Origin of the sequence: Arenimonas sp. (genome assembly GCF_022842045.1) — a bacterium.
In the GTDB taxonomy this organism is placed as follows: Bacteria; Pseudomonadota; Gammaproteobacteria; order Xanthomonadales; family Xanthomonadaceae; genus Arenimonas.
Window position 1 is genome coordinate 1 of record NZ_JALHQI010000074.1, and the last position, 12678, is coordinate 12678.

The following is a 12678-nucleotide window of genomic DNA, read 5'->3' on the forward strand; positions in this document are numbered from 1 at the left end:
CCGGGCGCCCACGTGCGCCGCGCGGGCGAGGACGTCGCCGTCGGCGACCGCGTGCTGGCCGCCGGCGCCGTGCTCACGCCGGCGCAGTTGAGCCTCGCCGCCGCGCTCGGCCACGACGGGCTCGAGGTCCACCGCCGCCCCACCGTCGCCGTGTTCACTACCGGCGATGAACTGCGCCCGCCGGGCCAGCCGCTGGCACCCGGCGAAATCCACGACAGCAACCGCGTCCTGCTGCAGACCCTGCTGATGGCCGAAGGCCTGGAGCCCGTGGCCTGGCCGGTGCTGCCCGATGACCCGGAGCGCATGCGCACCGCGCTGCGCGATGCCGCGTTCTCGTTCGACCTGGTGATCACCTGCGGCGGCGTCTCGGCCGGCGAGAAGGACCACCTGCCGGCGCTGTTGCGCGAGCAGGGCGAGGTCTATTTCTGGAAGGTGCGCATGAAGCCGGGCATGCCGGTCCTGTTCGGCCGCCTCGGCGAAGCGCTGGTGCTGGGGCTGCCGGGCAACCCGGTGTCGGTGCTGGCCACTTTCCTCACGCTGGGACGCTGCCTGCTCGACGGACTGCAGGGGCGCCGCGCGCCGCGCGCATCGCTGCGCGCCGAGCTGCTGACGCCGATCGCCAAGCCGCATGCGCGCCTGGAGTTCATGCGCGGCAACCTCTCATGCAGCGAATCCGGGCAGCTGCAGGTGCAACCCAACCCGGCCGTGGCCTCGCACCGCCTGCGCGGCGCCGCCGATGCCAACGCGCTGATCCAGCTGCCCGAAGGCGCGGCCGACTACGCTGCCGGCGACCGCGTCGACGTGCTGGCCTTCGGCGGCCTCGCCGGGATCTAGTTCGCGCGCGCGGCCGGAGCGTGGCCGATCGCGGCGCGCACCCATGGGAAGGCCTTGCCGGCTTCGAGCAGCGAACCACCGAGCAGGCCGGCGCCCATCGCCAGCATCGCGTCGGCCGCGGCCGGCAGCCCGAAGCCAAAGAGCTCGCGCAGCGCCGGAATCGCCACGCAGGCCAGCACCACGCCGGAGGCCACGCCGGCGATCGCCCAGAACGCGTAGCGTCGGTGCGGGGCCGGCCGGAACGCGCTGCGCCGGCTGGCGTTGCTGCGCACCAGCATCAGGTTGCCGGCGGTCAGGGCCAGGAACGCCAGCGTGCGGGCGTCGTCGGCAGCGCCTTCGCCGCGCAGCGCAAACACGTACACGCCCAGGCACGCCGCCAGCAGCGCCAGCCCCTGCGCGAGCCCGACCCAAAGCTGGCGGGCGCCGACCAGCGGCTCCGACAGGGGCCGCGGTGCCTGTCGCATGGCGTCCGGTTCGGCGGGCTCGTTCTCGAAGGCCACCGAGCACATCGGGTCGATGATCATCTCCACCAGCACCACGTGCGGCGGCAGCAGCAGCGGCGGCAGCCCCATCAGCAGCGGCAGCATCGCCAGCCCCGCGATCGGGATGTGGATGGCGACGATGTACAGCATCACCTTGCGCAGGTTGTCGAAGATGCGCCGGCCCACGGCCACCGCCGCCACGATGCCGCCGAAGTCCTCGTCCAGCAGCACCATCGCCGCCGCCTCGCGGGCGACGTCGCTGCCACGCCGGCCCATCGCGATGCCGATGTGCGCGGCCTTGAGCGCGGGCGCGTCGTTGACGCCGTCGCCGGTCATCGCCACCACGTCGCCGCGGGCCTTGAAGGCTTCGACCAGGCGCAGCTTCTGCTCGGGCCGGATGCGCGCGAACACGTGGGTGCGCGCAAGGGCGTCGCCCAGCGCCGCGTCGTCCATCGCGTCGAGTTCGGGCCCGGTGATCGCGCCCGCGCCTGCGTCGATGCCGGCCTGGCGGGCGATGGCGCAGGCCGTGGCAGGGAAGTCGCCGGTGATCATGTTCACCGCCAGGCCGGCGCGACGCGCCTCGGCGATGGCAGTGGGAACGGAGGGCCGCAGTGGGTCCTCGAACGCGACCAGGCCCAGCCAGCGGAACGCGACGTCGTGCGGATCATCCGGCAGCACTTCGCCTCGGTGGTCGCCGGCGGCCACCGCCAGCACGCGCAGGCCATCGGCGGCCAGCGCCGCCACGCGCGCCATCCAGCGTGCCTTTTCGGCCACGGGCAGGTGGCACAGGTCGGCGACGGCTTCCGGCGCGCCCTTGCTGGCGAAGGCGTGGTGGCCGGGCTGCGTCCGCCAGGCCTGCGACATCGCCAGCAGGTAGGGCGTCAGGCCGTAGTGCCGACCCAGCGACCAGTCGGCATTCAGGGGATCGCGGCCCTCAAGCGCAGCCAGCGACAACTCGCCGACCGCGCGGTCCATCGGATCGAAGCTTTGCGGGCGCGTGGCCAGGAAGGCGTGGTCGAGCAGGGCGCGCTGCGCGGCGTCCAGCGCCATCGGCGAGCCGTCCACGACGAGGATGTCGCCGCCGGCATCCAGGCGGCGGATGCGCATGCGGTTCTCGGTCAGGGTGCCGGTCTTGTCCACGCACAGCACGGTCGCCGCGCCCAGGGTCTCGATCACCGCTGAGCGCCGCGCCAGCACCTTCACCTTCGCCAGGCGCCAGGCGCCGATGGCGAAGAACACCGTCAGCACCAGCGGGAACTCCTCCGGCAGCAGGCCCATCGCCAGCGCGATCGAGCCGAGCAGGCCGTCCACCCATTCGCCGCGCACCAGGCCGTGGAAAAGCAGCATCGCCAGGCTCACGAACGCGGCGAACAGCCCGAAGAGGCGCACCAGTCGCCGCGTGTTGAGCTGCAGCCGCGTGGCCTCGGTCTCGATCACCGCCAGCGAGCGGCCGATCTGGCCGGCGCGCGTTGAAAGGCCGGTGGCGGTGATGTGCAGGCGGCCGTCGCCTGCGGTCACCAGCGTGCCGGAATAGGCGAAAGGCTGGTCGTCGCCGCCTGGGTCGGCGCCGTCGGGGTCGCCTTCGCGCACCGCCCGTTTGGCCACCGGCACGCTTTCGCCGGTCAGCAGCGACTCATCCACCGTGAGTCCGCGGCAGGCCTGAAGTACGCCATCGGCGGCGATGCGTTCACCTTCCTCGACCAGCAGCAGGTCACCGGGCACCACCTCCGCGCCGGGAATGCGAACCGCGTCGCCGTTGCGCAGCACCGTCGCCACCGGCGCCCCCAGGGCCTGCAGCGCCTGCAGCGCACGCTCGCCGCGGCGTTCCTGCATCACCACCAGGCCGATCGTCAGCAGCGCGAAGGCGCCGAGCAGCAAGCCTTCGCCCAGGTCGCCCAGCAGCACGTAGCTGGCCGCGGCCAGCACCAACAGCAGGAACATCGGCTCGGTCAGCACCTCGCGGACGATGCGCGCCAGGCTGCGCGGCTTCGGCGCGGGCAGGGCGTTGGGTCCGAACTTCGCGAGGCGGCGGGCGGCCTCCTGCGGGTCCAGTCCGGTGGCCGGGGTCGGGGACAGCGAGTCGGGCATCGGGGCGGTCCGGGTCATCGGCGTCGAAGCCAGCAGGCCTGATTGCAGCAGGTTCGCCGGTGCCGTCCATTGACAGCCGTCAAGCGCCTGCCTGGCGCGGGGGCAGGGCGCTAGACTGGCGCCATGGACGAGATCGAGGAAATCGGGCCCGCCGAAGCCCTGCGCCGGCAGCAGGCCGGCGCCCGGCTGGTGGACGTGCGCGAGCCCGGGGAACATGCGCTGGGGCTGCCGCGCGACGCATTGGCGGTGCCGCGTGCGGCGCTGGAAGCCGCCCCCGCGCAGTGGCTGCCGGATGCCGGCGCCGAGGTGGTGCTGATCTGTGCCGGTGGCATGCGCTCGCTGGTGGCGGCGCGGGCGCTGCGTGCCCGTGGCTACACGCGGCTGGCCTCGGTCGCCGGCGGCTTCGACCAGTGGCGGCGCGAAGGCCTGCCGGAGATGGCGGGCGCCGACGAGGACGCCGATTTCCTCGAGCGCTATTCGCGCCACCTGCGGCTGCCGCAGGTCGGGCTGGACGGCCAGCGAAAACTGGCCGCATCGCGCGTGCTGCTGGTGGGTGCCGGCGGGCTGGGTTCCCCGGCGGCGTTCTACCTCGCCGCCGCGGGCGTGGGCCGGCTGGTACTCGCCGACGACGACGTGGTGGATCGCAGCAACCTGCAGCGCCAGATCCTTCACACCGAGGCGCGCATCGGCGTGCCGAAGGTCGAATCGGCGCGTGCGGCGCTGGGCGCGCTCAACCCGCGCGTCGGCATCGAGACCCATCGCGTGCGGGTTTCCGCCGACAACGTCGAGTCGCTGGTTCGCGACGTCGACGTGGTGGTGGACGGCGCCGACAACTTCGCCGCACGTTACCTGCTGTCCGACGCCTGCGTGCAGCTGGGCAAACCCCTGGTCTACGGCGCCGTGCATCGCTTCGAAGGCCAGGCCAGCGTGTTCGACGCCGGCCGCCAGCGGGGCAGGGCGCCGTGCTATCGCTGCCTGTTCCCCGAACCGCCCGCGCCCGAGGACGCGCCGAACTGCGCCGAGGCCGGGGTGCTGGGCGTGCTGCCGGGCATCATCGGGCTGCTGCAGGCCACCGAGGCGATCAAGCTGTTGCTGCAGATCGGCGAACCGCTGACCGGCCGGCTGCTGCACTTCGACGCACTGCGGATGCGCTTTCGCGAGACCCGGCTGCCGGCGGACCCGGCCTGTCCGGTGTGCGCACCGGGCCGTGCCTTCCCCGGCTATCGGGAAATGCTGGCGGCCTGCGGCGCCGGGTGATCACCACACCAGGTCGTCGGGCACCTTGAACTGGGCGTAGTAGGCGTCGTCCTCGTCGGCGGCGGTTGCGTCGCCGGGCTGGCCGTGGTCGAGCACGATCAGGTCGGGCGCGCGTTCGCGCACCTGGTCGCCGGCGCGGCGCGGCAGCAGCTCGTAGCGTTCGCCCAGGCGCGCGACCACGATGGCCCCGGAGGCCAGCTGCTTGCGCTGCTCGGCGTCGATCAGCAGGGTGCGGATGGCGCCGTCGGCGGTGAAGCGGTACTCGCTTTCGCCGGCGCGCGGCAGCTTCTTGTCCTGGATGATCTGGCGCGCCTGCGCCATCAGTTCGTTGGCGCGGGCCTTGGCTTTCTGGTCCGCCGCCAGCGCGCGGTCGCGCTCCACCTTCTCCAGCCGCACGCGCTCGGCCTCACGCTGGATCTCGGCCGATTCCGCCGGACCCTTGCCGTGCCGGGCCTTCTCCTGCGCGCGCGCCGCCTCGGCGACCTTGGACTTCTTGGCCAGGCCGGCTTTCAACAACTGTTCCTGAAGCGGATTGGGCTTTGCCATGGGGCAGGGCTTCCGAAATCGGTTCGCCATGATACCGTCAGCGCCATCACGCGGGCGCCGCGATTACCGCGTGACGCCGGCCTAAATTGCGAGCACGGAGGTCAAGGCGATGATCGGTGTTTCCTGGCTGGGCATCCTGTTGGCGGCCAATGTCGCCGCGCCCGAACCCACGCCGGCGGCGCGCCCTGCGGCACCGCATCCGGACTGCGTGGACGCCCGCGCCGTCACCGAGGCCCGCCATCTCGACGAGCGTGTCGTCCTGCTGCGCACCGCCAGCGGGGCCCATCGCATCGAGATGGCCGAGGCCTGCCCGCGCGCTGACGGCGAGACACTGGTGGCCCTGGCGCCGCACGGCTGGGTTTGCGGCACGGGGCGGGAATGGCTGCGCATCGGCGGCAAGGACTGCGCGGTCGGCGGCGTGCAGGCGCTGGACGACCGCAGCTGGGCACTGGCCCTGCGCGAGCATTCCCGGAGCCACCCGACGCCGACCCTGGCCACGGTGGTGGTGGACGGCAAGTCCCAGCCCAAGCGCCGGTTCGCCGCTTCCCCCGAGTACTGCGTTGATCCGCGCCGCGTGCGCGGCTGGAACACCCAGGGCGGCGATATCGTGGTCACGACCCAGCCGCGGCGCGGCTCGCGCGAGCGCGCGAGTTACCGCCTGGAACTCACCGGGTCCTGCCCGGAAGCCGGATACGGCAACCAGCTGAGCCTGGTCTCGGGCGCTGGCATCGGCTGGATCTGCGGCCACCCCGGCGACAAGGCGATCGTTTCCGAGGCCTGGGAGCCGGCTTCGGCCGTGGGCGGTTTGGCCACCAGCGAGGTCAGCGCGGTGTTGGCCAAGCGGGGCTGCACGATCGCGGCGGTCTATCCGGATTGAGCCCCCGCCGCGCGGCGCGCGGCGTGCCCCGGGCAGGGTGCTGAGCCGGGCGGCAGTTCCGGGCTGGGGCTGGCCCGGCAGGCCGTTCCGACACGGGCCTGTCATGAAACGGCAAAAATCTGTAACAAACCCGTAAAATATCCGGCGGCACGACATCCGGCCCGGCGCACAGGGCGCCCGGCTCGCACCGATGCCATGCCCCGGAGCCTCCCGCCATGCCCCAAGAAAGCCTTTCGACCGCCGCCAAACCCAAGGCCGACGCCACGGGAAGCTGGCAGGCCTCGCTGATCCGGCTCGGGCTGGGCCTGCTGTTCGTGCTGGCGACCCTGGTCTACGTGGCCTGGTTCCGGGACGGGCAGCCCAGCCTGGTGCTGGTGATGGCCGCCGTGTTCGGCGCGTACATGGCGATGAACATCGGCGCCAACGACGTAGCCAACAACGTCGGCCCGGCGGTGGGTTCCAAGGTCCTGACGCTGGGTGGCGCCCTGCTGATCGCCGCGGTGTTCGAGGCGGCCGGCGCCCTGATTGCCGGCGGCGAAGTCGTGGGAACCATCCGCAGCGGCATCATCGACCCCGCCCAGATCCCCGACGGCCAGACCTTCATCTGGGCCATGATGGCGGCCCTGCTGGCCGCGGCCGTGTGGCTCAACATCGCGAGCGCGGTGGGCGCGCCGATCTCGACCACGCATTCGATCGTCGGTGGCGTGCTGGGTGGCGGCATCGCCGCCAGCGGGATGGCGGTGGTGAACTGGCCGGTGATGGGCAACATCGCCATGAGCTGGGTGGTATCGCCGCTGATGGGCGCCACCATCGCGGCCGGCTTCCTGTACCTGATCAAGCGCACCATTACTTATCGCCAGGACATGGTCGGCGCAGCCCGCAACCGGGTGCCGATGCTGGTGGCGGTGATGGCCTGGGCCTTCGCCACCTACCTGCTGCTCAAGGGCGTGAACAAGCTGATCCCGGTCAGCTTCGCGGCCGCGGTCGTGCTGGGGCTGGGCATCGCGGCGGTGGTTTACTTCATCGCCCGTGGCGCGGTACTGCGGCGCGCCGGCGAACTGGAGAACAGCAAGGCCGGCATCAACCGCCTGTTCGGCGTGCCGCTGATCTTCGCGGCGGCGCTGCTGAGCTTCGCGCACGGCTCGAATGACGTGGCCAACGCCATCGGCCCGCTGGCCGCGATCGTGGACGTGGTCTCCAGCGCCGGCACCATCAACAGCAATGCGCCGATCCCGTTCTGGGTGATGGCCATCGGCGCGCTGGGCATCGCCGTGGGCCTGGCGCTTTACGGGCCGCGCGTCATCCGCACGGTCGGCACCGAGATCACCGAGCTGGACCCGATGCGCGCCTACTGCATCGCCATGGCCGCCACCCTGACGGTGATCCTGGCCAGCCAGCTGGGCCTGCCGGTCAGCACCACGCACGTGTCGGTCGGTGCCGTGTTCGGCGTGGGCTTCCTGCGCGAGTACCTCAAGACCAACTACAGCGTGATCGTGGCCGAGATCAAGTCGCACCACCCGGAAGGCGACCAGGCCGCGCTGGATGCCTTCATGGCCAGGTTCACCGCCGCCACCATCGAAGACCGCGGCGTGATGCTGGCCAAGCTCAAGCAGGACTTCAAGCAGAAGCAGGGCCCGGACTACCTCGAGAAGTCCGAGCGCAAGCTGCTGCGCAAGGCCCATCGCAAGGAGCTGGTGAAGCGCTCGCTGATGCTGCGCATCGTCGCGGCCTGGATCATCACGGTGCCGGCGTCGGCGCTGCTGGCGACGCTGCTGTTCTACACGCTGCGCGGCATGCTGCTGCAGTAAGGCGCCGGCGGGAAGGGAATCGCACCCTTACCAGGGCAGGCGGTCCTCGAAGTGGAAGAACCCGCCCTGCGGGCCGTCCTCGCCGACCAGCGCCAGCCGCACGCTGGTGCGCGCACCCTCGGGAATGTCCATCGCGCCTTCGCCGGCGTTCATGTCGGTGCGCACGTAGCCGGGATGGATCGCGTTGACCCTGATGCGGCTGTCGCGCAATTCGTAGGCCAGCTGCACCGTCCAGGCGTTCACCGCGCTCTTGGACACGTTGTAGGCCGGCAGCTTGAAGTCGTAGATCGGCGACGCGGGGTCGCCATGCAGCGCCACCGAGCCCAGGATGCTGGACACGTTGACGATGCGGCCGGCCTCGGACCGGTGCAGCAGCGGCAGGAAGGCCTGCGTGACCGCGACCAGGCCGAAGACGTTGGTCTCGAAGGTGCGGCGCCAGCTATCCAGCGTCTGTTCGGACACCATCCGCGTCGGGTCGTCCGCCAGGATGCCGGCATTGTTGACCAGGATATCGAGGTGGCCGTGCGCCTTCGCGACCGTGGCGGCGGCGGCCGAGATGCTGGCGGCATCGGTGACGTCGAGCGCGATCGCCTCGACCGGCAGGCCTTCGGCCTGCAGCGACAGCGCGGCCTTGACCGCGCTGTCGCGGCTGCGGCCGGCCAGCAGGGTGTGCACGCCGGCGGCGGCGAGCTGGCGGACGGTTTCCAGGCCGATGCCGCGGGTGGCGCCGGTGACCAGGGCGATTTTCTTGGAGTGAGTCATGGCTTGCCTCGAAACGTCTGGGGGTGGGGGCCATGATGCCCGAGGATCGCGATGTCATCCGGCGCCCGGGCGTGCGCGTCGTTGTCCTGGCCGGCTTGCAGGGGATGCCCAAAAAGAAAGCGCGGCCTGGGCCGCGCTTCCTGGGGTTGCCTGCGAACCGCTTACCCGCCGCGGCCGGATTGGCCCGGGGTCGTGGCCGGCGCACCCGTGACCTGCAGCGTGCGCGTGGCGCTGTTGTTCACCGTCACCGCGTCGCTGGTGCTGGCGGAGCCCACCGTGGCGCGGTAGGTCAGGGTCGGCTGGCCCTGCACGCTGGGTGCCGTGACGTTCAGGGTGAAGTTCACCCGGGCGCCGCTGGCGAAGCTTCCGGCTGCCGTGCAAACGGTGTTGAAGTCGCCGTTGCCCAACGAACCGGCCACGCAGCTCCAGCCCGCAGGTGCCAGCACCGACGCGCGGGTCGGGCCGACGTTGCCGGTGAAGGTAACCGTCGGCTGGCTGCTGGCGTTCGGGCCGGCATTGCGGACCTGCACCACCGTGGTGGTGATGTAACCGGCGGGCACGCTGTTCAGCGGGCCACCGATCAGGCGCAGGGCGAGGTCGGCGAAGGGCAGGGCGGCCTCGACCGCCACGCTGGCGGTGGCGGTGTCGTCGGCGCTGTTGCGGTCGCCGGTCTGCGAGGCGACGGACGCATCCATCTGCAGCGTGCTGGCCAGGGCCTGCAGCGGCGCCGTCACGGCGGCGCTGAAGACCGCCTCTGCACCGACAGCCAGGGAGGCGGCCGTGCAGCTGACGCTGGTGTTGCCGCCCGCCTGAACCGGCGCGCCGCAGGTCCAGCCGGCCGGCGCGCTCACCGTCACCGGCACCAGCGCGTCGAACACCAGCACCACGTTGGGCAGGCTGGCCGCGTTCGGACCGGCGTTGTCCACGGTGGCGGTGAAGGTGGCGACGCCGCCGCCCGCGACCGAGGCCGGCGAGGCGCCGGCGGCGATGGACAGGTCGGCGGTGCGGAAGTCATCCACGCGGATGGCCAGTCGCACGGGGTCGTGGTCGGAGGTGCGCAGGGCGTTGCCGGCCACGCCGTAGTTGTGCACGCCGAAGTCGGCGTTGATGCGGGCGTGGTCGACCGACAGACCGGCCGTGTCCATGACCATCGGCTCGTTCACGATCACGTGGTCTAGCGTCTGCGCATTGCCGGCGAACACGTACGAGTAGCGCTCGGACGCGTCGACGATCAGCTCGGAGCCGTCGATGAGCGGGGCGGTGACCGGGCTGTCCACGTAGGTCAGCACCTCCGGCTCGGCCGCTTCGTCGCCGCGGATGATGCCCATGACGTCGGCGTAGCCATCGCTGAACTCGAAGGCGTTGAAGTCACCCAGCAGGACGATGTGCTCGTCCGGGTTGGCCTGCTGGCGGGCTTCCACCAGGCTGGCCAGGTAAAGCGCCTGCTGCGCGCGCTTGTTGCGCACGCGGTCGCTCTCCGTGGGCCAGCCGCTGCTTCCGGCCGACGAATCGTCGATGCCGTTGAGCGAACGCAGGTGGTTCACGAACACGGTGACCGGGTAGGTGGCTCCGTTGTCCTGGTTGACGACGGCACGCAGCATCAGCGGCGGGCGGTCGTTGAGCAGGCTGGTGGACGTGTCGGGATTGGTGAACAGCGTGTCCTTGCCGAACTGCACCACTTCGACCACCTCCACGCGGTCCACCGAACCGAGGCTGCGCGTGCTGGCGAGGAAGCCGACGTTGATGCCGCCCGGGTCGTTGCCCTGCACCAGGTAGGGAACGTAGTCCGGGGCGCTGGCGCAGGTGGCGTTGATGCGGTCGGCCAGCAGGCCCAGCACGCGCAGGTTCTCCACTTCCACCACGCCCAGGATGTCGGGCGCCTTGAGGTAGTCGCAGATCGCCAGCGAGGTCTTGGTGAGGCGCTTGTCCAGGGCCGCGGCCTGGAGCGTCGGGCCGCCATTGCCGTCGTTGATCTCGTCGAAGAAGCGCAGCAGGTTGAAGGCGCCGATGGTGACGTCTTCGTAGCCGGTGTCGTCCACCGCTTCGGGCAGCTTGCCGCCGCTGACGGTGGGCGGCGTGCCGGCGTCCGGCAGCAGGGCCCAGGTGCCGGAGAAATAGTCCAGCACGCCGACGAGGTTGGAGACCTGCGCATCGGCGTCGAGCGCGATGGCGGTGGCGCCCACCTGGCCGCGGCTGCGCACCATCAGGCGTTCCTGGTTGGTGTCGAAGCGCGGCGGGTTCTTGCCGCCCGGGATCGGGAAGGCATCCAGGACGCCGATGCCGGCTTCGCGGAACGGACGGTCCACGCCATCGACGACGACGTGGAAGACGCCGGTGGTCGACGAGGTGGCGGCGGCTTCGCTGATGTTTCCGTCGGAACCGGCCACCACCACGCCGCTGGCGACGGCCACGCGCATGGCTTCGAACTTTTCGGCCGTGCCGGGCAGGGCGGTGGGGCCGAAGTCGGTGCTGGTCAGCGGTACCGGGGTGGGCAGGGCGACGCCGGTATCCACCACCTGGATCATCGAGACCGAAGTGAGCTGGGTGATGGACAGCTGGTTGAGGTTGGAGCTGGGCGTGAACTCGGAGACCGTGCCCGTGACGCGCACGCGGTTGCCGACGGCGGCCGAGGTGGGCGGGGCAGTGGACGTGAAGACGAAGATGCCCTCGGACGTAGCCGGGTTGAGGTCGGTCGCGGCATCGGGGGTCTGCAGGAAGAAGCCATTGTTGAACTTTTGCGCGGTGACCACGCCCTCGGTGGTGACGATGCTGCCGATGAGCGGCGAGGTCAGGCCAGCGCCCTGGATCTGCGAGATCGGCACGATGGTGAAGTCGTCGTTCTCGATCGTGCCCACGCCGACGCCATCGGCCACCACGGCGCCGACGACGTTGAACACGGTGACGATGAAGGTCTCGTCCGCTTCAGGGCGCGTGTCGCCCACCACGGGCACCACGAAGCTGACGCTGGTGTCGCCCTCGGGAATCACGCCGGCCCAGGTCTGCTCGATGAAGTCGTACTCGGGGTCGCTGCCGTCGCCGAAGGGCGTGGCGGTGCCCGCGGTGGCGGTGGCCTCCCAGCTCACGCCACCGGGGCCGGCGGGGGCGCTGAGCTGCAGGATCAGCGCAGCGGAGAAGCTGGTGCCCGGGCCGTCGCCCTCGGGCGCCGAGGCGTCGGAAAGGGTGAGCACCGGCAGCCCGCTGCCGCCGGCCACCGTGACCGAAACGTCGTCGATGGCCAGGCCGTCGTCGGCGCTGCTAGCGTCGGCGTCGTTCCAGCGCAGGCAGAACGTGCTGCCGTTGGCGATGGAGAGGCTGCCGATCGTGGCGGACAGCGTCGTGCGGTTGCCGGCGGCATTGCCGTCCTTCGCACCCGTGGTGGCCGTGTTGGGGGTGATGAAGTCCAGTGCGTTCACGTCCACCCACGTGCCGGTGGTCAGCGAGGTCGCGTCCACGCTGTACTGGAAGTCGATCTGGTCGGTTCGCGCTGCCGTGCCCAGGCGCCACTGCTCCCCGGTGTAGCCGACGTCGAAGGCGCTCAGGGTCGACCCGGTGTTGTTGCTGAAGCAGGCGCCATAGCTGGCGGCCAGGGTGCCGCTGCGCAGGCTGCCCAAGGCGCGCTCGGTGCTGCCGGCGGCGCCGTAGCTGTAGGTGTCGCCGGTGTTGCTGGCGCCGGTGTCGACGGCGTACTGCTCGTTGTCGCGAGCGCCGCCGCCGGTTTCATTGAGCAGCCAGCCCGTGGGCAGCGTGCTGTTGGTGGTGCTGCCGGCGGTGTTGGCCAGCGTGTCGAAATCCTGGGTGTAGGTGCCGCCCGTGAGGGGGATGGCCTGGGCCAGCGCCGTGGAGGCGAAGCCGCAAAGCAGCAGGACGGGCAAGGCGCGACGGATGGAAACGGACATCAAGCGCGCTGCGACAGCGCGGCCGGCGGTACGGTGCATTGATTTCCCCTGGGATGGTGACTGGCCGCTTCGACGGCTCGGCGGATTCTGCCCGAAAATCTGCGTCATGCGCGTTACCTTGGCGCGCG

The 12678-nt window shown here is 71.2% G+C and carries 8 protein-coding genes; 4 read left to right on the plus strand and 4 right to left on the minus strand.

What is annotated here, in order from left to right; all coding sequences use genetic code 11:
- Positions 1-834, plus strand: an 834-nt coding sequence (locus Q0C12_RS12880) for a molybdopterin molybdotransferase MoeA (RefSeq protein ID WP_290890817.1), incomplete at its 5' end; no start/stop codon positions are given.
- Here the strand turns inward: Q0C12_RS12880 and Q0C12_RS12885 are convergent.
- A complete protein-coding gene (locus tag Q0C12_RS12885; protein WP_290890819.1) occupies positions 831-3422 on the minus strand; it encodes a cation-translocating P-type ATPase in 2592 nt (863 codons plus the stop codon). The two genes, Q0C12_RS12880 and Q0C12_RS12885, sit on opposite strands and share 4 nt — an antisense overlap.
- A 105-nt stretch (positions 3423-3527) precedes the next feature.
- On the opposite strand from Q0C12_RS12885, the gene moeB reads away from it, so the two are divergent.
- Entirely contained in the window at positions 3528-4661 is a 1134-nt protein-coding gene (gene moeB, locus Q0C12_RS12890) for a molybdopterin-synthase adenylyltransferase MoeB (protein ID WP_290890821.1), read from the plus strand.
- Here moeB and Q0C12_RS12895 read toward each other — a convergent pair whose 3' ends face one another.
- Positions 4662-5207: a DUF2058 domain-containing protein gene (locus Q0C12_RS12895; protein ID WP_290890823.1), complete on the minus strand. Its 546-nt coding sequence runs from the start codon at positions 5205-5207 to the stop codon at positions 4662-4664. It lies immediately after the preceding gene.
- Positions 5208-5316: 109 nt separating this feature from the next.
- On the opposite strand from Q0C12_RS12895, the gene Q0C12_RS12900 reads away from it, so the two are divergent.
- Together Q0C12_RS12900 and Q0C12_RS12905 are read left to right on the plus strand one after the other, a co-directional pair.
- Positions 5317-6084, plus strand: coding sequence for a hypothetical protein (locus Q0C12_RS12900; protein WP_290890825.1), 768 nt, complete (start codon positions 5317-5319; stop codon positions 6082-6084).
- Between the two features lie 215 nt (positions 6085-6299).
- Complete coding sequence (locus tag Q0C12_RS12905; RefSeq protein ID WP_290890827.1) at positions 6300-7892, plus strand: inorganic phosphate transporter; 1593 nt, start codon at positions 6300-6302, stop codon at positions 7890-7892.
- A gap of 27 nt (positions 7893-7919) precedes the next feature.
- Here Q0C12_RS12905 and Q0C12_RS12910 read toward each other — a convergent pair whose 3' ends face one another.
- Positions 7920-8654, minus strand: coding sequence for an SDR family oxidoreductase (locus Q0C12_RS12910; protein WP_290890828.1), 735 nt, complete (start codon positions 8652-8654; stop codon positions 7920-7922).
- Between the two features lie 161 nt (positions 8655-8815).
- The gene (locus tag Q0C12_RS12915; RefSeq protein ID WP_290890830.1) at positions 8816-12550 is read right to left on the minus strand and encodes an endonuclease/exonuclease/phosphatase family protein; all 3735 of its coding nucleotides are present in this window, start codon (positions 12548-12550) and stop codon (positions 8816-8818) included.
- Between the last annotated feature and the right edge of the window lie 128 nt (positions 12551-12678).